General features: G+C 72.4%; 23 protein-coding genes. 7 read left to right on the top strand and 16 right to left on the bottom strand.

Annotated features, from left to right (window positions below; translation table 11 throughout):
• Positions 1-6 precede the first annotated feature (6 nt).
• Genes ACQPZK_RS05205 through ACQPZK_RS05190 form a run of 4 tightly spaced genes read right to left on the bottom strand, consistent with a single transcriptional unit; the run spans position 7 to position 2,928 of the window.
• Positions 7-402 (bottom strand): VOC family protein, encoded by a 396-nt coding sequence (locus ACQPZK_RS05205; RefSeq protein WP_433537197.1) that lies wholly within the window; start codon positions 400-402, stop codon positions 7-9.
• A complete protein-coding gene (locus ACQPZK_RS05200) occupies positions 399-1,148 on the bottom strand; it encodes an ArsR family transcriptional regulator (RefSeq protein ID WP_433537196.1) in 750 nt (249 codons plus the stop codon). Before ACQPZK_RS05200 ends, ACQPZK_RS05205 begins: the two co-directional genes overlap by 4 nt.
• Positions 1,149-1,188: 40 nt before the next feature.
• Positions 1,189-1,734, bottom strand: a complete 546-nt coding sequence (locus tag ACQPZK_RS05195; RefSeq protein ID WP_433537195.1) for a WapI family immunity protein — start codon at positions 1,732-1,734, stop codon at positions 1,189-1,191.
• Between the two features lie 45 nt (positions 1,735-1,779).
• Positions 1,780-2,928 carry a hypothetical protein gene (locus ACQPZK_RS05190; protein ID WP_433537194.1) on the bottom strand — a complete coding sequence of 383 codons (1,149 nt, stop codon included), beginning with the start codon at positions 2,926-2,928 and terminating at the stop codon, positions 1,780-1,782.
• A gap of 138 nt (positions 2,929-3,066) precedes the next feature.
• On the opposite strand from ACQPZK_RS05190, the gene ACQPZK_RS05185 reads away from it, so the two are divergent.
• A complete protein-coding gene (locus tag ACQPZK_RS05185; protein ID WP_433537193.1) occupies positions 3,067-4,617 on the top strand; it encodes a gluconokinase in 1,551 nt (516 codons plus the stop codon).
• A 193-nt stretch (positions 4,618-4,810) separates the two neighbouring features.
• A complete protein-coding gene (locus ACQPZK_RS05180) occupies positions 4,811-6,208 on the top strand; it encodes a serine hydrolase (RefSeq protein WP_433537192.1) in 1,398 nt (465 codons plus the stop codon).
• Positions 6,209-6,215: 7 nt separating this feature from the next.
• On the opposite strand, the gene ACQPZK_RS05175 is transcribed toward ACQPZK_RS05180, so the two are convergent.
• From ACQPZK_RS05175 to ACQPZK_RS05165, 3 genes are all read right to left on the bottom strand, one after another.
• Complete coding sequence (locus ACQPZK_RS05175) at positions 6,216-6,974, bottom strand: MerR family transcriptional regulator (RefSeq protein ID WP_433537191.1); 759 nt, start codon at positions 6,972-6,974, stop codon at positions 6,216-6,218.
• A 50-nt stretch (positions 6,975-7,024) separates the two neighbouring features.
• Entirely contained in the window at positions 7,025-9,280 is a 2,256-nt protein-coding gene (locus ACQPZK_RS05170; RefSeq protein ID WP_433537190.1) for a putative bifunctional diguanylate cyclase/phosphodiesterase, read from the bottom strand.
• Between the two features lie 340 nt (positions 9,281-9,620).
• Positions 9,621-9,854, bottom strand: coding sequence for a zinc-ribbon domain-containing protein (locus ACQPZK_RS05165; RefSeq protein ID WP_433537189.1), 234 nt, complete (start codon positions 9,852-9,854; stop codon positions 9,621-9,623).
• A gap of 102 nt (positions 9,855-9,956) precedes the next feature.
• Here ACQPZK_RS05165 and ACQPZK_RS05160 point away from each other — a divergent pair, with 102 nt between their 5' ends.
• Positions 9,957-10,322: a type II toxin-antitoxin system RelE/ParE family toxin gene (locus tag ACQPZK_RS05160; RefSeq protein WP_433537188.1), complete on the top strand. Its 366-nt coding sequence runs from the start codon at positions 9,957-9,959 to the stop codon at positions 10,320-10,322.
• Complete coding sequence (locus ACQPZK_RS05155) at positions 10,319-10,636, top strand: helix-turn-helix domain-containing protein (protein WP_433537187.1); 318 nt, start codon at positions 10,319-10,321, stop codon at positions 10,634-10,636. The genes ACQPZK_RS05160 and ACQPZK_RS05155 overlap by 4 nt, the downstream gene beginning before the upstream one ends.
• Before the next feature lie 119 nt (positions 10,637-10,755).
• Here ACQPZK_RS05155 and ACQPZK_RS05150 read toward each other — a convergent pair whose 3' ends face one another.
• From ACQPZK_RS05150 to ACQPZK_RS05135, 4 genes are all read right to left on the bottom strand, one after another.
• Positions 10,756-11,625: an SRPBCC family protein gene (locus ACQPZK_RS05150; protein WP_433537186.1), complete on the bottom strand. Its 870-nt coding sequence runs from the start codon at positions 11,623-11,625 to the stop codon at positions 10,756-10,758.
• A complete protein-coding gene (locus ACQPZK_RS05145) occupies positions 11,618-12,175 on the bottom strand; it encodes a helix-turn-helix domain-containing protein (RefSeq protein ID WP_355051970.1) in 558 nt (185 codons plus the stop codon). Before ACQPZK_RS05145 ends, ACQPZK_RS05150 begins: the two co-directional genes overlap by 8 nt.
• Before the next feature lie 100 nt (positions 12,176-12,275).
• Positions 12,276-13,619 carry a class I SAM-dependent methyltransferase gene (locus ACQPZK_RS05140; RefSeq protein WP_433537185.1) on the bottom strand — a complete coding sequence of 448 codons (1,344 nt, stop codon included), beginning with the start codon at positions 13,617-13,619 and terminating at the stop codon, positions 12,276-12,278.
• A complete protein-coding gene (locus tag ACQPZK_RS05135) occupies positions 13,616-15,013 on the bottom strand; it encodes an FAD-binding oxidoreductase (RefSeq protein ID WP_433537184.1) in 1,398 nt (465 codons plus the stop codon). Before ACQPZK_RS05135 ends, ACQPZK_RS05140 begins: the two co-directional genes overlap by 4 nt.
• Before the next feature lie 93 nt (positions 15,014-15,106).
• Here ACQPZK_RS05135 and ACQPZK_RS05130 point away from each other — a divergent pair, with 93 nt between their 5' ends.
• Together ACQPZK_RS05130 and ACQPZK_RS05125 are read left to right on the top strand one after the other, a co-directional pair.
• Positions 15,107-15,577 carry an aminoacyl-tRNA deacylase gene (locus ACQPZK_RS05130; RefSeq protein WP_433537183.1) on the top strand — a complete coding sequence of 157 codons (471 nt, stop codon included), beginning with the start codon at positions 15,107-15,109 and terminating at the stop codon, positions 15,575-15,577.
• Between the two features lie 61 nt (positions 15,578-15,638).
• A complete protein-coding gene (locus tag ACQPZK_RS05125; RefSeq protein ID WP_433537182.1) occupies positions 15,639-16,346 on the top strand; it encodes an RICIN domain-containing protein in 708 nt (235 codons plus the stop codon).
• Here the strand turns inward: ACQPZK_RS05125 and ACQPZK_RS05120 are convergent.
• A complete protein-coding gene (locus tag ACQPZK_RS05120; RefSeq protein WP_433537181.1) occupies positions 16,343-17,698 on the bottom strand; it encodes an MFS transporter in 1,356 nt (451 codons plus the stop codon). The genes ACQPZK_RS05125 and ACQPZK_RS05120 overlap by 4 nt on opposite strands.
• Before the next feature lie 19 nt (positions 17,699-17,717).
• Between ACQPZK_RS05120 and ACQPZK_RS05115 the strand changes: the two genes are divergently transcribed.
• The gene (locus ACQPZK_RS05115) at positions 17,718-18,707 is read left to right on the top strand and encodes a GlxA family transcriptional regulator (protein WP_433537180.1); all 990 of its coding nucleotides are present in this window, start codon (positions 17,718-17,720) and stop codon (positions 18,705-18,707) included.
• A 99-nt stretch (positions 18,708-18,806) separates the two neighbouring features.
• On the opposite strand, the gene ACQPZK_RS05110 is transcribed toward ACQPZK_RS05115, so the two are convergent.
• The 4 genes from ACQPZK_RS05110 to ACQPZK_RS05095 all read right to left on the bottom strand — a co-directional run bounded on the left by ACQPZK_RS05110 (position 18,807) and on the right by ACQPZK_RS05095 (position 23,932).
• A complete protein-coding gene (locus ACQPZK_RS05110) occupies positions 18,807-19,274 on the bottom strand; it encodes a hypothetical protein (RefSeq protein ID WP_433537179.1) in 468 nt (155 codons plus the stop codon).
• 108 nt (positions 19,275-19,382) lie between these two features.
• Positions 19,383-21,335 (bottom strand): vWA domain-containing protein, encoded by a 1,953-nt coding sequence (locus tag ACQPZK_RS05105; RefSeq protein WP_433537178.1) that lies wholly within the window; start codon positions 21,333-21,335, stop codon positions 19,383-19,385.
• A 2-nt stretch (positions 21,336-21,337) separates the two neighbouring features.
• Complete coding sequence (locus ACQPZK_RS05100; protein WP_433537177.1) at positions 21,338-22,789, bottom strand: magnesium chelatase; 1,452 nt, start codon at positions 22,787-22,789, stop codon at positions 21,338-21,340.
• Positions 22,790-22,855: 66 nt separating this feature from the next.
• Positions 22,856-23,932: a hypothetical protein gene (locus ACQPZK_RS05095; protein WP_433537176.1), complete on the bottom strand. Its 1,077-nt coding sequence runs from the start codon at positions 23,930-23,932 to the stop codon at positions 22,856-22,858.
• Between the last annotated feature and the right edge of the window lie 39 nt (positions 23,933-23,971).

Below are 23,971 nucleotides of genomic sequence, written 5' to 3'. Positions count from 1 at the left end.
CGCTGGTCAGGCCGGGGCGGGCTCGAACAGCTCGACCGGGTTGCCGGAAGGGTCGTCCAGGAGGATCTGCCGACCGCCCGGTCCGCTGACCACGTCGCTGCGCAAGGCGACGCCGGCCGCCCGCAGCCGGGCAACCTCCGCGTCGAGGTCGGCGACGATCAGGTGGATGCGGTTCCAGCCGCCCGGCTGCGGACGGCGGCCGTCGGGCAGGGCCCGGCCCGCCGAGCTGGCCGGACCGGAGAGCAGCAGCCTCAGGTTTCCGCGCCGCACGTCGGCAATGGCGGGCAGGAAGGCGCTGGCCGAGGTGAAGCCGAGGTGGACGGTGTAGAAGTCGACCGCGGCGGCCACGTCGTCGACGAGGTACCGAACGCTGACCGTGCTGTCATCGATGGGGCTGGTCATGATGCCCTCTCCTCCGGGGTGACGAGCGTGTGCAGCAGGAAGTCGATCCGCTCGGCGAGGTCGTCGGCGACCCGTTCGAACGCGGGTAGCCCGGCGGGGTCCGCGGCGGGGTCCAGGATGCTCCAGTGCGCACTGCGCTGGCTCCCGGGGAAGTCGGGGCAGACCTCCTTGACCCGGTCGCACAGGGTGATCACGGCGTCGAACGGCTGACCGGTGAACTCGTCGAGGTGCTTGGGCCGGGCCGCGCCCAGGTCGACGCCGCGCGCCGACATGACGGCCGTCGCGTGCGGGTGAAGCGGCTTCGGTCGGCTCCCGGCGCTGTAGGCCTGCACGGCGCCGTTGCTGCGGTGTCGCAGCAACGCCTCGGCTATCTGGGAGCGGGAGCTGTTGCCGGTACAGAGGAACAACACCCGCCCGGTCACCGGGGTGGCCGGCGGCGGTGCAGCGAGCCGCAGTCCGGGATGCAGGGCCGCGCCAGCGCCCGCGAGCAGGCCCGCGCACATGGTCAGGTCGAGCGAGTAGTAGGTGTCGCGGCCGTCGGCGCTGCTGCGCCGGGCAGTCACGAGGGCCGCCTTACGGAGTTTCCCGAGGTGGTACGAGACGAGGTTCTGCGGCTGGCCGAGACGCGCGGTCAGCTCTCGCACGGCGAGGTCGCCACGGGCCAGTTCGCTGACGAGCCCCCACCGCACAGGATGCCCGACGGCGGTCACGAACCCCGGTGGCGCGCTGGCGCCGGATGACGTCACACCCGCAGATTACATCAAACTGATTTGATGTAAATAGCGGTCAACCCACGCGTCGCCGGCGCGCCGAGGGCCCGAGCAGCGGATGATCGGCCGGGAAGCGGGATCGCGAACGCGGCGGGTACGCCTCGCAGTGCCCGGCCCACTGGTCGGCGGCGACGGCGAGGGCGTCGGCGGAGACGGTGAGGACCAGCGGGTAGACGGCGGTGGGCGGTCGGCGCATCCACGGAGGCAGCGACTCGGCGGAGAACTCGACGATCAGTTCGAGCCGACGCCGGCGGATCGCCCGGGTGCGCAGGGCCAGGTTCGGTTCGGTGAAGCGGACCGTCGCCGGTGGCGGGTTCGGTCCACCGGCCGCCGCCGCCTGGCCGTGCAGCCAACTGCCCAGCGCGCGGGCCTCCTCGACGAGGAGACTCGGGTAGTGGTGCGACCAGAGCTGACCGTCGGCGGTGCGGGCGTCCACCTCGATGAGCAGCCAGTCCTGCCAACCCGGCGCGGCCAGGTCGGGGTCGTCGGGCGGGTCGATGCCGGGCTGGTAGCCGACCGGGCGGATCCGCACCCGGGCACCGTCGTCGGATCGGATCTCCACTCAATCATTCTCGCCGACCTGAACGAGCGTTATGGTGGAAACGCGCTACTTCGTGATGGTCCGCCGGACGCCCCGATGCTCGGCGCACGCGCCCGCCCGGCCACCGGCAAGGCTGACCGAACCGTCCCGGCACTGCACGAGGTAGCCCCGGCCCGCCCAGAACTGGGGCACGCAGTCGAACCAGTCGCACACCTCGGCGGCGGGCCGGCGGATCCTCGTCCCGCCGCAGAAGTCGTACCCCAGGGGATTTTCCGGCGCCCCGCAGCGCGGCCCGGACGTCGCGCTGGACGACGGGCGGGGCGACGGCTTCCGCGTGGGCTTGGCGCTCGGCGTGGGCGGCGGGATCGCCGGCCGCAGCAGCGCGGGGAACGCGCTGCTGGTCGGGGCCGGCGTGGCCGCCACGGCGACCTCCGCGCGACCCGTCGGGTGGGACGGGTTCGAGTCGAAGAGCGCCGCCGGCACGAGCAGCGCGACGGCCGCTGCCACCGCGATCGACCGTCGACCACCGGGCACGAGCGACGAGAGTCGGGCCTGCGCCGGCGTGGCCACCGCCGGTCGGAACGGCTTGAGCTGGTCGTGCTCGGCGATCAACTCGTCGAGCTGGTCGAGCACCGCGGCCCGCTGCTCGATCGAGTCGGCGAAGGCAAGCGTCAGCTTGAACCGGAAGTCCGCCGCCGCGTCGGTGGGCAGCAGCAGTCCGGAGGTACGCCGCCGGTCCAGCACCTGGATCAGGGTCACCGGGGCCGCCGGGTCGTGGGCCAGCCCGGTCATCCGGCCGTACGCCCAGTCGCGCCGGCCGCGCCCGCCCAGCAGCACCAGCCGGCGACTGGTGATGACGGCCATGCCGGCGTCGGTGACGCGTACGCCGTCGGGTCGGCGCGGACGCAGCGGCGCGGCCGGCACGGCGACGGTCAGGTCCGGCGCGGGCAGCACGGCCGTGTGTCGCACCTCGACCAGCTGCGCGGCGGGCAGCGCCCACAGCACCACCTCGTCGTCGAGGAGTTCGAGTGGAAGGCCCACGCCGGCCGCGGCGGAACCGTGGAAGTCGGCGGCCAGGGCGCGCAGCCGCCGTAACTCGTCGTCGCGCCGCCGCCAGGCCGTCTCCGCGCCGCGGTACGTGCTGATGCGCCGCACGTTCTGCCGCTGCGCCCAGCGGTACCGCCATGTGGAACCCGTCGAATCAGTCTTTGCCACGCCGACTCCTTCGCCGCGTAGGCCACCAATCTGGGGTGCACTCGGATTAACAGTTGTGACGGGCGACCGGGACACGCCAGGACGGGCGAACTACCCGAACGGCGGATCAACCCGGACGATAGGGCGATACTGACGTTCATGCCGCCAGACACCCCGCCCGGTGTGGTGATCGGGATCGACATCGGCACCACGAGCACCAAGACCACGGCGTACGACACCGACGGGCGGCTCCTCGCCAGCCACGCCGCCGGCTATCCCCTCGACGGCCCGCACCCCGGGTACGCCGAGCAGAACCCGGAGGTGATCCTCGCCGCCGTCGTCGAGTCACTCCGGACCGTCGTGGCGGAGGTGGCCGCGCCGATCTCCGGCCTCGCGTTCTGCTCCGCCATGCACAGCCTCATCGGCCTCGACGCGGACGGCAACCCGCTCACTCCGTCGGTGACCTGGGCCGACTCCCGGGCCACCCGGCAGGCCGAGCGGCTGCGGGCGGTGCCGTCCGGGCTGGCGTTGCACCGGCGCACCGGTACGCCCATGCACCCGATGTCGCCGCTGCCCAAGCTGCTCTGGTTCGCCGAGCAGGAGCCCAAGCTCTTCGAGCGCGTCGCGCACTGGGTCGGCATCAAGGACTGGGTGCTGCTGCGACTCTGCGGGGAGCTGGTCACCGACCACTCGATAGCCTCGGCCACCGGCCTGATGGACATCCACACCCTCGAGTGGGACGCCGAGGCGCTGACCATCGCCGGCATCACCGAGGAACGGTTGCCCCGACTGGTCGCCACCACCGCCGTCCTGCCCGGCCTCACCGCCCAGGCTGCCGCCACCGTCGGCGTGCCGCAGCGCACGCCCGTGGTGGTCGGGGCGGGCGACGGGCCGCTGGCCAACCTGGGTCTGGGCGCGGTGCATCCCGGCATGGTGGCCTGCTCGATCGGGACCAGTGGCGCGATGCGGGTCATGGTCGAACGCCCCGGCGTCGATCCGCTGGGCGGGGTGTTCTGCTACGCGCTGACGGAGAATCGTTGGGCGGTCGGCGGCGCGATCAACAACGGCGGCATCGTCCTGCACTGGGCGGCCGCGGCGCTCGCGCCGGAGTTGGGCGAGCACCCCGAGGAGGAACTGGTCGCCCTGGCCGCCCGGGCGCCCGCCGGCTCGGGCGGGCTCATCATGCTGCCGTACCTGCACAGCGAGCGCGCTCCACACTGGAGCGCCCTGCCGCGCGGCGCGTACGTCGGGCTGACCCACGGGCACCGCCGTGAACACCTCGTCCGGGCCGCCATGGAGGGGGTCTGCCAACAGCTCGCACTCGTGCTCAGCTCGGTACGCGCCGCCGGCAACGAGGTGTTGGAGATCCGGGCCGGTGGCGGCTTCGCCCGCAGTGGCCTGTGGCGGCAGATGCTCGCCGACGTGCTCGGCATGCCGGTGAGCTTCCCCGCCGGCCGCGAGGGGTCGAGCTTCGGCGCGGCGCTGCTCGGCATGCAGGCGCTGGGCCTGATCCCCAGCATCGACCTCGCCGCCGACCTGGTCCAGATGGAGGAGACCATCCGTCCCGACCCGGCCGCCGCCGCCACCTACGCGGCGCTGCTGCCGCTCTTCGCCGAACTGTACGAGGCGCTGGTGCCGACCTTCACGTCGATGCGCCGCCTGGCGCCCAGCCTGCCCGCCGAGCCACCGACCCCGGGACCGATGACGTAGTCGGCCGGCTCGGTTGTCGGCCGGCTCGGTCGTCGGCCGGCTCGGCGCGGGGTGGCCGTTCGGCGTTGGGCGTGATGCCTGTCCGTCATCTTGATGCCGCTGAGGCATCACGCCGCGACGGGCGCAGCCTCCCGGACGGGTGACTCAAGCCCCGGCAGCCCCATCCCCCGCCGACGCTTCTTATCGTACAAACGTGAGGAAAAGCGACAAGAAGCGCTCATCTTCCCTGCTCGCGGCGGCGGTCGCGCTGGTCGTCGCGGCGACGACCGGCCCGGCCACCGCCGACGGTCCCGGCCCGGACCACCAGACAATCCAGGGGTACGCGTCAGACGGGCTCGCCGCCGACGACGGACCGAGCGACGAGGGCGGGCCGAGCGACGACGACGGACCGAGCGACACGGACGGGCCGAGCGACGAGGGCGGTCGGAGCGACGAGCCGGGCGTGGAGCCGACCCCGGAGCGGGCACCGACCAGCGAGGTGTCCTGGCTGTCGTTCCCCGGCGGGGCGTTCGCGGTGGACTCGCTCGGGCACACCGTGCGGTACCGGGCCTGCGACGGCGACACCGGCCGGGTCGCCGACCCGGACATGCGGGTCGCCGTCGGCGTGGCCAGCGGCGAGGTCACCGTCGACGGCAGGAGCTTCAACTACCGGGTTCCGCTGGTCGGGCGCAGCACGGGCACCCTCGTGGTGTCCGGGCCGCAGGCCCAGCCGGTGCGGCTGCCCGGCGTCGTGGTCACCAGCCCGCAGCCGCCCACCGACCCGGTCGCGGGCGCCCGGCTGTTCCCGCTCAGCGGGCAGCTCGCCCGGGTGGTCGCCGACGCCAGCCTCAACCCGGCCGGGGCCACCGTCCGTGACCTCTCCGGCCGGTACGGCGACCAGCAGATCTCGGTCAACGGGTCGCTGCGCCCCAAGGCCGCGAGCGTCATCAAGCTGTGGATCCTGGTCGAACTCCTCCGGCGCGTCGACTGTGGACAGGTCTCTCTCGACGACGGCGTGCTGGTCACCCCGGCCGACGTGGTGGGCGGCACCGGCCAGCTCCAGTTCGAGACGTTTCCGCAGGTGGTCACGCTGTACCGGCTCGCCCGGTACCTGATCAAGTACAGCGACAACGTCGCGGCCAACGTGCTGATCACGTACCTGGGTGGCTTCGCCCCGGTCAACGCGCTGATCGACTCGATGAACCAGCGCTCCACCATCCTGGCCCGGCGGATGCTCGACAGCGCGGCGGCCCAGCGCGGCGAGGAGAACTACACCAGCCCGGACGACGTGGTGTCGCTGCTCGGCGCGGTCTGGGACGGCGAGATCCTCACCCCGGCCTCCCGGGACCTGATGATCGGCTTCATGCGCGAGCAGACCCTCAACACCAAGATCCCGGCGGCGCTGCCACCCGGCGTCCCGGTGGCCCACAAGACCGGTGACCTGCCGGACGCCTCCCACGACGTCGGCTACTACCTGATCCCCGGCACGGAGACCGCCGTCGCGTTCCTCACCGCCGGGCCGATGGCGACCGGGGACGAGACCGTCCGCCGGATGGCCAGGACCGTCTACGACTTCCTGGTCACCCCATCCGACGGAGCGGTCGAGGAGTGAGCGGTGGTCAGGCCCGGCTGACCGCGTTGGCGTGGATCGCCTCGCTCACGTAGGCGGCCAGGCCGGGAGCGATGTTCTCGAAGTACGCGGTGAACCGCTCGTCGGCCAGGTACATGTCGGCCAGCCCGGTGTGGATCTCGTACGAGCACTCGTAGAACCAGCGGCTGATGAGCTGTCGGTGCTCCTCGGCCAGGTCCATCGCCTCCGGGCTGTCCGCCGGTACGCCCGAGGTGAGCAGGGCGACGATGCGCCGACCCCAGTCCTCGTTCTCCGCCTTGTTCCGGAGCCAGTCCTCCTTCGTGTACCGCGCGACCCGTCGGTTCGACTCCCGGTACGCGTCGGTGTCGCCCCAACGCTGCTCCGCCTCGGCCTCGTACTCCTCCGGCGTGAAGTCGCCGAAGACCTCGAACCGCTCCTCGGGTGTCAACTGGATGTTCAACTTGCTCGCCTCCATCGCGAACTCGATCGCCGTGACCATCTCCTGCAACCGCTTGATCCGTACCGTCAGCAGTTCATGCTGGCGGCGCAGGTGGGCGGCCGGATCGGCCGCCGGGTCGTCGATGATCGCGGTGATCTCCTCAAGCGGGAAACCCAGCTCGCGGTAGTACAGGACGAGTTGCAACCGTTGCAGGTCCGTGTCGTCGTAGCGGCGGTAACCGGTCGACGTCCGGCCGCTCGGCGAGAGCAGGCCGATCTCGTCGTAGTGGTGCAGCGTCCGTACCGTCACGCCGGCGATCTTCGCCACCTGACCCACCGTGTACGCCATGGTTCCCCTCCCTTCCGGAAACCAGGCTCCTACCTGCCGCTACGTCAGGGTCAAGCCCGATTCTGACCCACCGTGGCGGGACTGTCCGGGCGCCCGTAGAGATAGCCCTGGCCGCGTGGGCAGCCGATGGCGGTGACCGCCTCGTGCTGACGCTCGGTCTCCACCCCCTCGGCGATCACCGCCAGGTCGTACGCGCCGGCGAGCCGGGTGACCATCTCCACCGTGGCGTACGCCCGCTCGTCCGAACCGAGGCGGGCCACGAACGAGCGGTCGATCTTCAATTCGGTGGCCGGGATGCGGTGCAGGTAGCTCAGCGACGAGTAGCCCGTGCCGAAGTCGTCGATGGCGATCTGGATGCCCAGTTCGCGGAGCTGGTGCAGCCGTTCCAGCACGGCGTCGGTCCCCTCGATCAACGCCGACTCGGTCAACTCCAGCGTCAACGCCCGCGGCGCCAGCCCGGCGCTGGCGGTGGCCGCCGTGACCGTGGCGATGAGGTCGGGCCGGCGCAGGTGGGCCGCGGCGATGTTCACCGCGACCGTCGCCTCCGGCGCGCGGGCCCGCCAGGTCGCCGCCGCCCGGCACGCCTCGTGGATCACCCAACGGTCGATCGGGAGGATCAGGCCGGTCTCCTCGGCCAGTGGCAGGAACCTCGCCGGAGGCAACATCCCCAGTCGGGGGTGCCGCCAGCGCACGAGCGCCTCGGCGCTTCGTACCGCGCCGGTGGCGAGGTCGACGATCGGCTGGAACTCCAGGTGCAGCTGCTCCTCGTCGACGGCTCGGCGAAGGTCGGCGATCAGCTCCGCCCGGGACACGGCCGACTCGCGCAGCGCCGGGGTGCACGTCCGGTACGCGGACTTGCCGGACGCCTTCGCCGCGTACATGGCGATGTCGGCGTCGCGCAGCAGGTCGGTGTGGGAGGCGTGCTGCGGCCCGTACTCGGCGATGCCGATGCTCGCCGACGGGTGCACACCCACGTCCTCCTCCCCCTCGGACGGGCGCAGGGCGTCCAGCAGCCGTTCGGCCAGGTGCTCCGGTGACACCGGCCGGTCCCCCTCGACCAGCACCGCGAACTCGTCGCCACCGAGGCGGGCTATCGTGCCGTCGCCTTCCACGGCGGCCCGCATCCGGGCCGCCAACCCGGTCAGCAGGGCGTCGCCCGTGGCGTGCCCGAACCGGTCGTTGACCTGCTTGAACCCGTCGAGGTCGAGCAGCAGGACGGCCACCGGTCGACCGTCCCGCAGGGCCACCCGCAGCAGCCGGTTGAACAGCAGCCGGTTCGGCAGCCCGGTGAGCTGGTCGCCGTACGCGAGCCGGCGCAGTCGCGCCACCAGGCGCAGGTTCTCGTTGGCGGCCAGCCCCTGGCGTACGGCGAGGGCGGCGAGCAGCGCCATCATGGCCACGAAGATCAGTGACGGGGTCTGCCCGGTGGGCCGGCGGGCCAGCAGCACCGCGATGATCGCCCCGCCGACCGGCAGGTACGGCAGCGCCACCCGCCACCACGGCGGTAACGGAGACTCGGCGCCCTCGTCGGTGCCGTCGCAGTCCGGCGGCGGACGGCTACCGGTGGCCAGGCCGATCAGCAGGTAGCTCAGCGGCCAGCACAGGTCGATGGGGTGACCGGCGGCGTACTCGCCCCGGGCGACCAGCGAGACGTAGACCACGTCGGCCACCACCCGGATGGTCAGGCTCGCCGCGAGCAGGCGCATCGGCCGCCACAGGGGCCGCGCCGGACCGGCCACCGCCACCAGGATGGTGAGCTGCATCAGGTCGAACATCGGAAAGAGCAGGCCCAACGTGCGCGCCGGATCGGCCAGCTCGGCGGAGGCGACCCCGCGGAACACCAGCACCCACGCGACCGGCACCAGCGCCAGCGCGACGATCACGCCGTCCAGCAGCGTCCGGGCCCGTCCGACCGCCGTCCGCGGCCCGGACGGGGAGCTGAGCAGCGCGGCGGTGCCGGTGAGGATGCCGGCGCTGAAGACCACCCCGATCAGCGCGTTGTGCGGCAGGTCGTCCCCGACGAGCCGCTGCGCCGTCCAGATTCCCCGACCCAGCGCGGCGAGCGCCATGGTGACGGCGAGCAGCATCCAGAACCTGCGCAGCGGGGACGGATGTCGCCGGGCCACTTTCGCACAGGCCACCGTCGCCCAGGCGGCAACCAGCAACGCGCCCACGTCGCTGACCAGCGCGGCGCCGGGCAGCGCGGCGGCCAACCAGCCGGCCTCCACGACCAGAACCGCACTCGCGACGATCGGACCGATGGGCCTGAGCTGCCCCGCGGCCTGCTTCACGTCCTGTCGCGACACGGTCGCTCCGGCTCCTGGTCGTGTGTACACAATCGGCGGACCGGTCCACGGCAAACCCCGAAAGCCTAGCCAGCGCCCGGAAACGCCGCCAGGGCCGAACATCCAGGTCGATGCCTCTGCCCGGGCTGTCATGACGGCCCGTGTCCCGCGCCGCCCGACGGATCAGGTCAACGGCCGGCGGAGCGGTTCCAGGGTGAGCGGGGCAGTGCGGTGCCGGCCAGCGGGCGGCGCACGGGTCGACGCCGACGCCGGCCGGGCGTGCACGGGGGGCGTGCGGCGGTGTGCACGACGGGTCCGACCGACGACGGGCGGCCGATGAGCCAGCACAGGAAGCGGGCCATCAGCCGACCGGGAGACGCTCGGCGTCGGACCGGGAGATCTCGTACTCCGCGCCGCAGAACGTGCACTGCTGCGCGTACCGGGTGCGGATCGGGATGAGTGGAATGAAGAAGAGGGTGAATTTCGTCGACCGGCGGGTGATCACCTGCGCGGCGTGGTTACCGCAGTGGCGGCAGACCTCCTGCACGACACCGGACCTGTCGACCTTGGTACGTAGACCAAAGATGAAGAACATCGCCCGGCAGTACCCACTCCACCCCGAAAAGTCACCGAACCCGCCCCACTGATCGGTACGACAGCCGCAGCAGCGCGGTATAGCGATTGGTATACTTTCCACGTGCAGCAGGATGAGTGGGAGGTCTTCGTCGTCGACGAGGTCCGCGCCTGGATCGACAGCCTGGACGAGGCGACGTTCCTCCGGGTCGTCCAGGCGATCGACGCGCTCGCCGACGCGGGCCCCGGCCTGGGCCGCCCTCTGGTCGACACGATCAGCGGGTCGACGCTGGCGAACCTCAAGGAGCTGCGACCCGGCACCGTCCGTATCCTCTTCGTCTTCGACCCGTGGCGCGCCAGCATTCTGCTGGTCGCGGGCGACAAGGCGGGCCAGTGGCAGAGCTGGTATCAGCAGGCCATTCCGCTCGCCGAACAACGCTACGAGATCTACTTGAAGGAACGCGCGCAGCAGGAGGGGGGCCGGCGATGAGTGGACATGTGCGGTGGTCGGACATTCGGTCCGAGTACGTACAGCGAGCCGGCGGCGAGGAGGCCGTCGAAGCGGGAAAGCAGGAACTGCTCGCGCAGGTCGTGGGGCACCGCCTTGCCGAGGTACGACGGGCACGCGGCCTCACTCAGCAGCAGGTGGCCGAGCGGATGGGGGTGACCAAGGGGCGGGTCTCCCAGATCGAGCAGGGCCGGATCTCCGGCCAGGAGGTGGTGGCCCGGTACGCCGTCGCCCTCGGCGGTCGACTCCACCAGGCCATCTACTTCGACGACGGTGACATCGCCGCCATCGCGTGAGCCACCCTGCCGGCAGCCCTACTCCCGACACACAAGATCGTGCTCGACCCAGGATGCAGTGGCTTCCGGCGCACACGAGGCCACCACATCCCGGATCGAGCACGATCACGGGGGAACGGTCAGAGGGTGGGCTGGGGATCCAGGCCGGGGACCTCCTCGGCGAGCCAGATCGGCTGCCAGGCCGTCATCTCGTGGAAGCGGCGCAGCTCGAACAGCCCGGCCACCGTCCCGCTCCAGGCGCCGTACGGCGGGTTGGTCTCGTCGAAGCCGCTCTGCACGAAGGTCAGCGTGGTGCGCCCACCGGATTCGGCCAGCTCCCAGCTGGTGACGCCGGTCGGTCCCCAGTCGACGGACATCCGCCGACCCGGCTCCAGGTCAACGATCTTGGCGGCGTACCCCTGCTCGAAGCCGCCCATGGCGTACCGGCCGCCGACCCACGGCTCGATCCCGATGGGGTAGCCGAACCAGGCGCTGGCCTGCTCGGAGTCGGTCAGGGACTCCCACACCTTGTCGGCGGGGGCGGCGATGACCAACTCGCCGCGCAGGTCTGCGGAGGTGAAGTCGGTGCGCGGCAGCAGCGGCTTGCCCTCCAGGTGGGAGGCCAGGTTGGCGATGGACAGCGCCCAGTAGGTCTGGAGCACGCCCCGGATGCTGGCGCCGCTCATCGCCTCGGCGAAGTCGAAGTGGGTCTGCGTCAGCGTGAGCACCGTGGCGTCCGGGCCGTCGGCGGCGAGCTGGAACTCGGTGGTGGTCTCGACTCCGTCGAGCAGCCACGCGAAGCGCAGCGAGTCGTCGTCGGCGTGCAGGAGCCGCTGGTGCGGGGCATCACCCTCGGGCGTGTAGCGGCCCCAGAACTCGTACCGCTGGGGCAGCTCGACCTCGGCGTGCTCGGCCAGCCAGACGCGCAGCTCGGCCGGGTCGGTGAGGGCCTGGCGGACGCGCGCCACGGGCGCGGCGAGGCGGGCCTGCACCTTCAACGGTTCACTCATTGTCGTTCCCTTTCGGATAGCAGGCGACGGCCAGCTTGAAGGCATCTCCCTCGCTGCCGCCGTAGCGGGTGAACAGGTCCTGAAGTGCGGTTTGCAGGTCGTGCAGGAACTCCTGGCGCTGCTCGGCGGGCACCCGGATCTCGCCGGAGACCCCGATCGAGGGCAGCTCGGGCGCCGCCCGGTCCAGGGCGGCGATGTCGGCCTGGACCTCCTCCATCAGGTCGAGCAGGTAGCCCAGGCTCAGCTCGTCGCGGGCGCGGCGCAGCCCGATGCGGCCGACCAGCCGGGGCGAGAGCCAGTAGGACCGCGCGGCGGCCTGGTAGATGCCCTCGGTGATGCCGCGGACCTTGCGCTCGTTGACCAGCTCGACCAGGCCGGCCGCGACGAGCTGCTTGACGTGGTAGTAGACGCGCTGTGGCGTCTGGTCGAGTCGGGCCGCGACCTCGGTGCAGGTGCGCGGTTCGGCCAGTTGCCGCAGCACCTCCACGCGCTGCGGCTTGAGCAGGACCTCGGCCTGCTCGATCTGCTCCAGGTACAGGACGTCTCTCATGGCAAAATCAGTTTGTACGTACAAAACTTGTTTGTCAATCGCTTCGCGAGAAGCCGCGCCGACTTTCTCGACGCGGCTTCAGGCGACGCTCAGCTGATGATCAGGGCAACCAGTCGGGTCGCAGCGGGTAGCCGTTCACGCCGTCCGGGCCGTTGTGGGTGGCCAGCACCTGGTGCAGCTGGATGCCGTTGCGCTCGAAGGCCATCCGCGAACCGGCCATGTAGAGGCCCCACACCCGGGCGGTGCCCGCGCCCACCTCCGAGACGCAGAAGTCCCAGTGCTCCACCAGGTTGCGACACCAGGCCGCGAGGGTCAGCGCGTAGTGCTGGCGCAGGTTCTCCTCGTGGTGCACCTCCAGCCCCGCGTCGTGCACCTCGCTGATCAGCCGACCCGGACCGGCCAGCTCGCCGTCCGGGAAGACGTACCTGTCGATGAACGCGCCCGAGCGGTGCGGCGCCCGGTTGTCGGCCCGCGTGATGGTGTGGTTGAGCAGCCGCCCGCCCGTACGCAGACGCGACCGCAGCGCACCGAAGTACGACGGATAGTTGCGCACGCCGATGTGCTCGGTCAGCCCGATCGAGGAGATGGCGTCGAACTGCTCCGCGGGCGCGTCCCGGTAGTCGAGGTGTCGTACCTCGGCCAGCTCGGTCAGCCCCTCCCGCTCGATGGCGGCCTGCGCCCACTGCGCCTGCGCCTTCGACAGGGTCACTCCGAGCGCCTTGACGCCGTACTCGCGCGCGGCGTGCCGGACCATGCCGCCCCACCCGCAGCCCACGTCGAGAAGCCGCATGCCCTTCTTGAGCGCCAGCTTGCCGGCGACCAGGTCGTACTTCGCGGCCTGGGCCTGCTCCAGGGTGTCGTTCGGGGAACGGAAGACCGCGCAGGTGTACGTCATGGACGGGCCGAGCACCTTCTCGTAGAAGGCGTTCGAGACGTCGTAGTGGTGCGAGATCGCCGTGCTGTCGCGGACCCGGGAGTGGCGCAGCCCGTTCATCACCCGCTTCCAGCGCGGCTGGGCCTCCTGCGGGGGCGCCGGCGGCGGCAGCAGCCGCTCCCAACCCAGCCCCCGCACCAGCGCGACGCCGTCGGCCACCGACGGCGGGCGCAGCCGCAACTCGTCCTTGAGCACCCGCAGCGCTTCGTACGGGTCACCCGGGTGCACCCCCTGCAACGCCAGGTCGCCGCTGACGTACGCCCGGGCCATGCCCAGGTCGCCGGGGGCGGTGAGCAGGTAGGACAATCCCCGCTCGGTACGGATCGCCAGGGTGATGCCGGCATCGGCGGGGCCGACGGCGCTGCCGTCGTACCCGGTGATGCGGATCGGCAACGGCCCGGCGGTTACCGCGCGGATGACGTCCGCGACGGTCGGACCGGTGCGCCGGCCCCCCGCCGGCGGGGTGGCGGGGACGCTCGCCGCCCCCTGGTCTCGGTCGGTCAGGCTCATGCTCGTGCTACCGCCTTTTCGTACAGTCCCGTCAGCCGGTGGTCCGGGTCGTAGCGGTCTTTCACCGCCCGCCAGGTCTCGCCGCCGTAGAGGCGATCGAAGGCGTCCCGGTCGTAGTACGCGTCGGAGTAGAGCGACTTGTGCCCGCCCAGCTCCGACACCCTGCGTTCGATCGTGCGGTTGACGTCGCCGTCGGCGGCGCCGGACGCGATCGGCACGCTCCCCCAGAACCCGATGTTGACGTAGTCCTGCCCCGCGTGAAGCGGATACAGCGGCCACGACCGCGCGGAACCCGGACCCTCCGGCTCGCGCAAACGCAGCGGACAGAGCCACACCGGGGTCATCCCCACGTTGGCCGCGAACCAACGCAGGAAGTCGGCCATGCGGGCCAGCGGGATCTCCACGTCCTGCACGACCCGCTCCCGGGCCGGCTGGCCGCGCAGCCGGTCGATCCGGGCCGCCACCTGGTGCCGGTGTTCGAGGCGGACCAGTCGGTGGTAGACGTCGCTGCGTCGGTAGCGCGCCGGCCAGAGCCGGCGTACGACCGGGTGCTGCGCGCCGAACGCCGCCGAGCACCAGAACCAGTCGGTGTCCCAGCGCCACAGGTAGTCGTACGCGGTCAGCACGTCACGGGTGCGCCGACGCAGCGACCGGTAGTAGATCGCCTGACCGGTGTAGTCGCTGGGCGGGTCGGCCGTGTCGGTGAAGCGCCCCAGCACCAGGTACGCCTCGCCGGGGCTGAACATCACGCCGTCCAGCACGTCGACCGGCTCGCCGGCCCACGACCGGGTGGCGCTGATCTCGGCGATCGCGTCGGTCAGCGCCTCCAGCTGGGTGAACCGGATGTTGCGCAACGCCACGTACCGCCCGATCGGCTGCACCTCGATGCGCAGCCTCGTCGCATAGCCGAGGCTGCCCAGCGAGTTGGGGAACGCGCGGAACAGGTCGGCGTGCTCGTTGTCCGGGCGGGCGGTGACGATCGCGCCGGAGCCGGTGAGGATGTCCATCTCGCGCACCGACTCGTGGGGCAGGCCGTTGCGGAAGGACGTCGACTCGATACCGAGGCCGGTCACCGCGCCGCCCAGGGTGATGGTGCGCAGTTGCGGCACCACCAGCGGCATCAGCCCGTGTGGCAGGGTGGCGTCGACCAGGTCCTCGTACGTGCACATGCCCTGCACGTCGGCCGTACGCCCGGTCGGATCGACCGAGAGCACCCCGTTCAGGCCACTCACGTCGAGGCCCGGGGTGCGGGGAGCGGATCGGGGGCGGAAGAGGTTGGAGGTGCGTTTGGCCAGCCGGACAGGCTCGCCCGTGGGCACCGCGGCGTACGACCGCCGCAGCGTGTCCACCGCTTGATCATGGTCAATGGGGTGATCCACACGCTCAGCGCGCATGTGATCACCTTACGCCTGCACCCGGGAAATCGTGGGATGTCCTCGCCTGCTGTTTCCCGTCCGACAGCAGGTCCGACGGTTACCGTGGCGGTCATGCCGTCGCCCGCGATCGCCGCCCTGGACTCCGCCGGACTGCCGTACCGATTGGTCAGTCACGGCGCGGTCGGCAGCCTCGCGGAGGCCGCCGCCGCCCGTGGTGTGGCCATACCGGACGTGGTCAAGACGATCGTCGTCCGACGTGGCGCGGACGACCACCTGTTCGTGCTCACCCCCGGGGACCGGGTCATCAGCTGGCCCAAGCTGCGCGCCCTGCTCGGCGTGCAGCGGATCTCCATGCCGGACGCGGCGGGCGCGCTGGCCGCCACCGGTTACGAGCGCGGCACCATCACCCCGTTCGGCGCGAGCACGGCCTGGCCGGTGATCGCCGACGAGCGGCTGCGGGGCCGGCAGATCACCCTGGGCGCGGGCGAGCGGGGTCTCGCCGTCGCGGTCGACGCCGATGCCGCGATCGCCGCCCTCGACGCCACTGTGGCCGACGTCACCGATCCGCAGCCGACACGCTGAACGCCGCCGTCGCCGTCGTCCGGTTGGCTCCGGCGCGCCGTCGTGGGTGAGGATGGCGGCTATGCCCACGCCCGAGGAACGCCCCGATCCCGTCGGCACCGTCTACGGCGGCCGACGCCGAGCCGGCTCGGGCCTGCTGGCCGACCCGCTGCTGCGGGTGGCGTTGGCGGTCGGGCTGGTGGGCGTACTCCTCGGTGTGGTCTTCGCCACCGGCCTGCTCGACGGTGACGACGAGCCGGCGGTGCCGGCGGCCGTCGCCACGCCCTCCGGCGCGGCCGAGCCGACCCCGGCGTCCGAGCCGAGCCCGACGCCCTCGGTCGAGCCGTCGCCGACCCCGTCGGCCACCCCGGCCGTTCCCACCAGCGGCTCGCACGTGCTGCGGTCGCCCGCCGGGCTCTGCCTCGGGCTCGACGGTGACGACGAGAAGGCCGAGGCCGAGCTGGCCGCCTGCACCGGCGGCCCGGAGCAGCAGTGGGTGGTCAACCCGGTGGCGACGGGCGCGGTGACGGTGACCAATGCCGCGCACGGGCAGTGCCTCGACGTCGAGGGCGGCACCGCCGACGACGGCGCGCGGGTGATGCAGTTCCCCTGCCACGGTCAGGCCAACCAGCAGTGGCGGCTGACCCCCACCGGCGCCGGTCCCATCCTGCTGGTCGCGGTGCACAGCGGTAAGTGCGCGCAGGCCGAGGACGACGGCGCCGAGGCCGGGGACGGCATCCGGCAGCGGCCCTGCGACGGCCGGCCCGCCCAGCAGTGGACCGTGGGCTAACCCCGGAAGCTCCACGCGCGGGGTGCCGTCGCGGCGATCAGGACGGCCTCCGGCACCGGTCGACCCGGCCGTCGACGCAGCAGCAGCGACAGCCCGGCCGCCCCGATCGAGAGCGCACCGGCCGCGTACCAGGCCACCGCGTAGTCGCCGAGCTGGTCGCGGACCAGCCCCGCGCCGGTGGCCGCGAGCGCCGCACCGAACTGGTGCGCGGCGAACACCCAGCCGAACACCACCGCGCCCGCGCCGCCGAAGTACTCCCGGCACAGCGCCACGGTCGGCGGCACCGTGGCCACCCAGTCCAGGCCGTAGAAGACGATGAACACCAGCATGCTCGGCTCGGCGGTACCCGCGAACAGGCTGGGCAGCACCAGCAGCGACAGCCCGCGCAGCGCGTAGTAGGCGCCGAGCAGCAGCCGGCTGTCCACCCGGTCGGTGAGCCAGCCGGAGGCGATCGTGCCGACGATGTCGAAGAGCCCCACCAGCGCGAGCAGTCCCGCCGCCGTGGTCTCGGCCATGCCGTGGTCGTGCGCGGCCGGCACGAAGTGCGTACCCACGAGACCGTTGGTGGTCGCGCCGCAGATCGCGAACCCGCCGGCCAGCAACCAGAACGGCCGGGTCCGGGCCGCGGCGGCCAGCGCGCCCAGCGCCCGCGTCGCCGCGCCGCCGGTCGGCGGCGGCGCCGCGACGACCTCGGTCGCGCCGTAGGCGGGCAGGCCGAGATCCGCCGGGTGCTCGCGCAGCAGCCACACCACCAGGGGTACGACGGCCAGGGCGGCGCCGGCCACGACGAGTGCCGCCGTGCGCCAGCCGTGGTCGCGTACCAGGACGGCGATCAGCGGCAGGAAGATCAGTTGCCCGGCGGCCCCGCCCGCGGTCAGCACGCCGGTGACCAGGCCGCGTCGGTGCACGAACCAGCGCCCGGTGACGGTCGCCACGAAGGCGAGCGCCATCGAGCCGGTGCCCAGGCCGACGAGGACGCCCCAGCACAGCAGCAACTGCCAGCTCGCGTTCATGAGGACCGTCAGGCCACTGCCGGCGGCGACCAGGAGCAGCGCCACCGAGACGACCCGGCGGATGCCGAACCGGTCCATCAGCGCGGCGGCGAACGGCGCGGTCAGCCCGTAGAGGAGCAGGTTGATCGAGACGGCCGCCGAGATCGTGGCGAGCGGCCAGCCGAACTCGGCGTGCAGCGGGTGCAGCAGCACCGACGGGGTGGCGCGGAACCCGGCCGCGCCGACGAGCGCCACGAAGGCGACACCGGCCACGAGCCAGGCGGGGTGCAGGCGACGATTCTTGCTCACGCGACCAGTCTGGGTCGCGCCCCCGGCGGCGACGAGTGGCCGGAAAGCCATCGTGCGCAATAATCGGGCCATGAGCAGTGGCCCGCACCGGATCGCCGTCCTCGCCCTCGACCAGGTCGTCGGCCTCGACCTCGGCACCCCGTCCCAGGTCTTCAGCACCGCCCGGGGCGCGGACGACGCGTACCGCTACGACGTCCGGGTGTGCACCCCCGGCGGCAGGCCGGTCCGCAGCACCGCCGGCTTCCAGGTGCTCCCGGACCACGGATTGGAGCTGCTCGACACCGCCGACACGGTGATCGTCCCGGGCATCCACGACGGCGCGGCGCTCACCTCGGGCACCATCGAGCCGGAGGTGGCCGAGGCGCTGCGGTCGGCGTACGAGCGGGGCGCCCGGATCATGTCGATCTGCACCGGCGCGTTCGTGCTGGCCGCCGCCGGCCTGCTGGACGGACGCCGGGCGACGACCCACTGGGCGTACGCCGAGCGTTTCCGCCGCCTGCACCCCCGGGTGGACCTCGACCCGGACGTGCTCTTCATCGTCGACGACCGGGTGCTCACCTCGGCCGGAGTGGCCGCCGGTATCGACCTGTGCCTGCACGTCATCCGGCTCGACCACGGCAGCGAGATCGCCAACCGGGCGGCCCGACGCTGCGTCATGCCGCCGTGGCGCGACGGTGGGCAGGCGCAGTACATCGAACAGCCGGTACCCCGGGCGACCGATGCGAGCACCGCCACCGCGCGCGAGTGGGCCCGGCAGCGCCTGCACGAGCCGATCGCCCTGCGTGACCTCGCCGAGCAGGCCCGGATGAGCGTCCGCACCTTCACCCGACGTTTCCGGCTGGAGACGGGGCTGAGCCCGGCGCAGTGGCTGCTGCGGCAGCGCACCGACCACGCCCGGCTGCTGCTGGAGACGACCGACCTCACCGTCGACCAGATCGCCCGCCGCTGTGGCTTCGGCACGACGGCCGCCCTACGCCAACAACTCCACCAACGCATCGGCGTGGCCCCGTCCACCTACCGCCGCACCTTCCACCCCCGCGAAGAGCTGACCCGGGCCTGACCCCCCGCGATCTTGCACTTTCTGTTGTCGAGATGCCCGCTTGTGTGCACTTTTGTCACCACAGAAAGTGCAAGATCGACGAGGTTGGGCCGGGACGACTCAGGTCCGCAGCAGGTGTAGTTGGGCCTGGTGTTTGGGGAGGTGGACCCTCGCGTGCAGGTCCAGCGTGCGGGACCAGGGCAGCGGCTCGTCGACGATCAGGTCGAAGCCCTCGCGCAGGTGGGTCTCCACCGGGACCTCCGCCGCCAGGCCCAGCTGGTCGACCAGTCCGCACAGGCGATCGCTGGTGCCGTGCAGCAGCGCCGCCAGGCCACGCAGACCGCCCTGCTCGGCGGCCAACGCGTCGAGCTGCGGACGGTGGATGTCCTCCTCCAGCTCGTAGTAGGCGAACGGCGACCCCGCGATCAACGCCTCGCTGGCCTGGATCATCAGCTCGTCGTTGGCAACCAGGTGCGCCACGATCTGCTCGGCACTCAACTGCCCCCGAGGGGCAGGCCCGAACGACGCCCCGTCGATCTCGGCAAACACCAGGTCATAGGCCCGCCGCAACCCACCACTGTCCGCCACACCCCCACCCCACCCGCCCCACCCCGTCGATCATGGGGTTGTGGTGCCCGGTTCACCCGGACGAGCGGCATTTGCCACCCACCACAACTCCATGATCGACGGGGAAAATCAGCGGCGGGACTGGCGGGACCGGAGGTAGTCCGAGACGACGTACTCGCCCAGGTCGTCGGTGTCGGGGGTGAACATGCGGCCACGGCTGCGTCTCGCCACCGCGTCGATGAAGCGGCGCAGGCCCTCGTCGTCACCGAGCATGAACAGGTTGAGGGTGGCGCCGTAGCGGCTGAGCCGGTCCACCTCGCGGACCGTCGCCTCGATCGTCTCCGGCAGCGGCGGCCAGTGGAACAGCGCCTCCCCGTCGTCCGGATCGAGGTGGGCGGTCGGCTCCCCGTCGGTGACCACCAGGACCACCGGCTCGGCGTCCGGGTGGCGGCGCAGGTGCCGAGCGGCCAACCGCAGCGCGTGTTGCAGGTTCGTCCCCTGTTGCAGGTCCGGCTCGACAGCCGCCAACTCCTGCTGGGTGAGCGTCGTCGCCTCCCGACCGAAGCCCACGATCTGCAGAGCGTCCTGCGGAAAACGGGTCTCCATCAGGTGCGCCAACGCCAGCGCCGTCTGCTTCATCGGCCCCCAACGACCCTGCGAGATCATCGAGTACGACAGGTCGACGCAGAGCACCACCGCCGCCGAGACCCGCTTCTCGGTCTCCACCACCTCGAAGTCGTCGACGGCGAGCTGCACCGGGACCGTCGGCCCGGCCCGGCGTACCGCCCGGGTGAGCGTGCGGACCACGTCCAGCGGTTGCTCGTCGCCGTACTCCCAGGGGCGGGACGCGCCGCTGACCTCGCCGGCCGCGCCCGCCGAGCGCAGGTCGTGCTGGCCGCGTGGCCCGGCCGTCAGGTCGGCGAAGACCCGCCGAAGCGCCGTGCCGCCGAGCCGGCGCAGGGCCTTCGGGCTGAGCGTGAGCCCGTCCGCGTCCCGGCCCACCCAGCCCTGCCGGCGCAGCTCGCGTTCCAGCTCGCGTAGCCGGCGGACGTCGTCGGCCGCGTCCCGGCCCAGCGTGCGGGCCACCGCGTCGACGTCCACGTCGTCGAGCGTGGCCCCCGGGTGCTCCTGGTCGAGCTGGTCCAGGAGGTCGTCCAGCTCGCCGATCTCGCCGAGCGCGCCGGCCGCGTCGGCGTAGTCCAACGGCTGGTCGCCCCGGACCCGCTCGCCGCGTCCCCAGCGCAGATCCGGCCGCAGCGCCCGCAGGTTCGCGTCGAGCGCCGACAGCTCACCGGCGAGCCGGTCGCCGAGGGACTGCTGCATCAGGCCGGCCAGCTCGGCGCGCTGCCGCTCGGACAGGGAGTTCATCAGCCGCTCACCGGCCGCCGAGCGGCGGGCCAGCACATCGATCAGCTCGTCGACCGTCTCCGGCTTCTCCGGGAAGAAGTCGCCGTGCCGACGCATGAACTCGGCGAACGCGTCGGTGGTGTCCTCCGCGCGGCCGTGCCGGGCCAGCAGGTCGTTCAGGTCCCGCATCATCTCGGCGAGCCGCTGCTGCGCGGCCGGATCGGCGGACGCGCGGACGGCGTCCCGCAGCCCCGCGAACCGCTGACCGAGCACGTCGTCCCGGAGCTGGTCGAGGATCTGCTGGTACGAACGGCGGGCGTCGTCGCTGGCCCACTGGTAGCCGGACAGCTCCTGGACCGCCCGGGCCGTGGAGCGGGGCAGACTGTCCAGCACCGCCTCGGCGAACCGCGCGTTGTCGTCGTCGCGTCCCCGCAGCTCGTCACGTTCGGCGGCGAGCGCCTGGTCCAGCAGCGCCTGTGCGCGGGTCACCGCGCCGTCGAGGTTGCCGCGACGAAGCGCCTCGCGGCGCAGCCGTCGCGCCCGGGCGGCCAGGTCGTCCAGCCCGCCCCGCCCCTGTGGGCCACGGCGCAGCAGGTCGCGCAGCGCCTGCCGCAGGCTGCCGCCGGCCAGCACCTCGGCGCCGACCGCGTCCACCGCCTCGCGCACGTCGTACGGGGGTGCCAGCGGGTCGGGCCCGCCGTTCCACTGGCCGTACCGGAACCGGTTGCCGGCCACGGTCAGCCCCGGCCGCCGTAGACGGTGCGCCCGGACTCGGTGACGTCCTTGCCGAGCCGGCGGGTCAGGTGCAGCCCCTCCAGCACGAACTCGACGGCCGCGGCGGCCTCCTCCGGGGTGGGCGCGTCGCCCAGGCCGAGCCGGTCGAGCACCTTGGCCAGACCGGGCACCGTGCCCACCTGCCGCAGCAGCTCGGCGGAGCCGACCAGTTCGCCGGTCTCGATCGCCGTCCCGTCCTCGACGAGGGCGGTGAACCCGGACAGGTCCAGGCCGGCCAGGTGGGCGCGGAACGTCTCGGCGGTCGCGGTCCGCAGCAGGTGGGCCAGGATCTCGATCTCCCGCCCCTCCTCGCCGCTCTCGAACTCCACCTTGCCGCGCAGCGTGCTGGTCACCGACACCGCGTCACCGACCCGGGCCACCGGGCTCTCGGGCCGACCGTCCGGGTCGACGGAGGCGGCGAGGAGCCCGGCGCGACGCAGCGCGGCACCGGCCACCGTCTCGGCGGCGGCGATCGCGAACCGGGCGGAGACGCCGGAGCGCGGGTCCACCGACGGGGATTCCCGTACGGCGCGGGCGAAGCGGGCCAGCACCTCCAGCACGTGCTCCGGGACGGCGGCGACCAGGTCCGCCTCCTGGCGGATCAGCGCCAGCTCCAACTCCAGGTCGACCGGGTAGTGGGTACGGATCTCCGCGCCGAACCGGTCCTTGAGCGGGGTGATGATCCGGCCCCGGTTGGTGTAGTCCTCCGGGTTGGCGCTGGCCACCAGGAGCAGGTCCAGGGGAAGCCGGAGCTGGTAGCCCCGGACCTGGATGTCCCGCTCCTCCAACACGTTGAGCAGCGCCACCTGGATGCGCTCGGCCAGGTCGGGCAGTTCGTTGACGGCGAAGATCCCCCGGTTGGTACGCGGCACCAGCCCGAAGTGGATGGTCTCCGGGTCACCGAGGGTGCGGCCCTGGGCGATGCGGATCGGGTCGACGTCACCGATCAGGTCGCCGACGCTGGTGTCCGGGGTGGCGAGCTTCTCGCCGTAGCGCATCGAGCGGTGCAGCCAGCCGATCGGCAGGTCGTCGCCGGCCTCGGCGACCTGGGCGACCGACGCGGGGGTGAGCGGGCGCATCGGGTGCTCGTTGAGGACCGAACCCGCGATGACGGGGGTCCACTCGTCGAGCAGCGAGCCCAGGGCGCGGATCAGCCGGGTCTTGCCCTGGCCGCGCTCGCCGAGCAGCACCATGTCGTGCCCGGCGAGCAGAGCGCGCTCGACCTCGGGCAGGACGGTGTCGTCGTAGCCGACGATGCCGGGGAAACGGGTTTCGCCGGAACGCATCCGGGCGAGGAGGTTGTCGCGGAGTTCCTGCTTGACGGTGCGGTACTGGTGACCGGCCGCCCGAAGCGCGCCGAGCGTGCCGGGCAGGTCGGCCGGTGGAACCGGGATTACCGGGGTAGGCGCAGTCACCCGAGTAACGCTAGCTCACATTTCCGGGGGCGCCTCCGGCTTCGGGTGGCACCCCCACGGCCACCCTCAGCCCCGGCCGCAGCGCCGGCAGGCGCCCCGACGGCGCAGGTGGTACGCGTACGCGGCCGCGCCGAGCGCAACGCCCCACAGCGGCCAGAGCAGCATCGGCGCCCCGGTCAGGCTGGTCCCGCCGGTGAGCTCCCAGAACTTGGGGTTGCTGAGCAGGCCGAGGCTCGCCGCGGTGACGGAGATGGCGACCAGGGTGGCCGGCACCACGGCCAGCGGCACCGGCACCCGCCGACCGGCGAGGCCGACCATCCAGCGGGGGAACCGCTCCCCCCAGCGCTGCACCAGACCGAGGGTGAGGATCGCGCCGGCGGTGGCGAACGCGGCCAGCCCGAACCCGGCCCAGACCAGCCCGCTGTCCTGCATCTCGGTCAGGAACTCCCGGGAGATGCCCAGGGGTATGCCCGCCGCCCAGGCGAACCGGATCACCGCGTACGTCAACGGGATGATCGCCGCGATGCCGGCGGCCCACCGACCCCAGCGGGCGGCGGCGGCCGGGGTGGTCCAGCCACGGTCGGTGTCGTCCCGCCCGCAGGAGACGCAACTCCCGGCGGTGCGGCGTTGCCAGGCGAGCACCGCACCGGCCAGCAGCAGCCCGCCGAGCAGCGCGGCGAACCGGCCGAACAGGGCCCAGTTGAAGATGTCGGAGTAGTCGACCGGCGGCCAGCCGAACGGCGCGCCGACGATCAGGATCGGCAGGTAGCCGAGGATGACCAGCACGCGGACGTCCGGCACGACCACGGCGAGGACGAACGCGACCGCCCAGCCGTAGCCGGCGAGCAGCGCCCGCAGTGGGCCGGGTGGACGGATCGCCGGGCGGCTCATGGCCAGGGCGGCCACGGCGGCGGTCAGCAGGACACCGGCGAAGAGCGGGGTGGCCACCTCCACCGGCACCAGGCGCAGCAGGCTGACGTCACCGCCGTGAGGGTCGTTCGGACCGAACGGGTAGCCGGCGCCGGTGAGCGTGCCGAGCAGGGCGAGTACGCCCCACAGGCCGAGCCAGGCGGCGGCCAGCGGGGCGAGCCGGTCGGGCCAGCGGGAGTCGGTACGGGCTCGAGATTCATTGATCGTCGTCATGCCTACAGCCTCGGCCGATTGGCGGCCGGTTCCCTCCCG

This window comes from Micromonospora sp. CA-249363 (genome assembly GCF_050950185.1).
Taxonomy (GTDB): Bacteria; Actinomycetota; Actinomycetes; order Mycobacteriales; family Micromonosporaceae; genus Micromonospora.
This window is presented reverse-complemented; position numbering and strand designations above follow the sequence as displayed.

What these genes read in the sequence shown, in the direction of transcription:
- ACQPZK_RS05120 (WP_433537181.1), bottom strand. Translation starts at nt 17,698, where the DNA reads ATGGCTTTCCGGCCACTCGTCGCCGCCGGGGGCGCGACCCAGACTGGT.
- ACQPZK_RS05095 (WP_433537176.1), bottom strand. Translation starts at nt 23,932, where the DNA reads ATGACGACGATCAATGAATCTCGAGCCCGTACCGACTCCCGCTGGCCC.
- ACQPZK_RS05150 (WP_433537186.1), bottom strand. Translation starts at nt 11,625, where the DNA reads ATGAGTGAACCGTTGAAGGTGCAGGCCCGCCTCGCCGCGCCCGTGGCG.
- ACQPZK_RS05185 (WP_433537193.1), top strand. Translation starts at nt 3,067, where the DNA reads ATGCCGCCAGACACCCCGCCCGGTGTGGTGATCGGGATCGACATCGGC.
- ACQPZK_RS05125 (WP_433537182.1), top strand. Translation starts at nt 15,639, where the DNA reads ATGCCCACGCCCGAGGAACGCCCCGATCCCGTCGGCACCGTCTACGGC.
- ACQPZK_RS05175 (WP_433537191.1), bottom strand. Translation starts at nt 6,974, where the DNA reads ATGGCGTACACGGTGGGTCAGGTGGCGAAGATCGCCGGCGTGACGGTA.
- ACQPZK_RS05130 (WP_433537183.1), top strand. Translation starts at nt 15,107, where the DNA reads ATGCCGTCGCCCGCGATCGCCGCCCTGGACTCCGCCGGACTGCCGTAC.
- ACQPZK_RS05155 (WP_433537187.1), top strand. Translation starts at nt 10,319, where the DNA reads ATGAGTGGACATGTGCGGTGGTCGGACATTCGGTCCGAGTACGTACAG.
- ACQPZK_RS05135 (WP_433537184.1), bottom strand. Translation starts at nt 15,013, where the DNA reads ATGCGCGCTGAGCGTGTGGATCACCCCATTGACCATGATCAAGCGGTG.
- ACQPZK_RS05165 (WP_433537189.1), bottom strand. Translation starts at nt 9,854, where the DNA reads ATGTTCTTCATCTTTGGTCTACGTACCAAGGTCGACAGGTCCGGTGTC.
- ACQPZK_RS05115 (WP_433537180.1), top strand. Translation starts at nt 17,718, where the DNA reads ATGAGCAGTGGCCCGCACCGGATCGCCGTCCTCGCCCTCGACCAGGTC.
- ACQPZK_RS05145 (WP_355051970.1), bottom strand. Translation starts at nt 12,175, where the DNA reads ATGAGAGACGTCCTGTACCTGGAGCAGATCGAGCAGGCCGAGGTCCTG.
- ACQPZK_RS05140 (WP_433537185.1), bottom strand. Translation starts at nt 13,619, where the DNA reads ATGAGCCTGACCGACCGAGACCAGGGGGCGGCGAGCGTCCCCGCCACC.
- ACQPZK_RS05205 (WP_433537197.1), bottom strand. Translation starts at nt 402, where the DNA reads ATGACCAGCCCCATCGATGACAGCACGGTCAGCGTTCGGTACCTCGTC.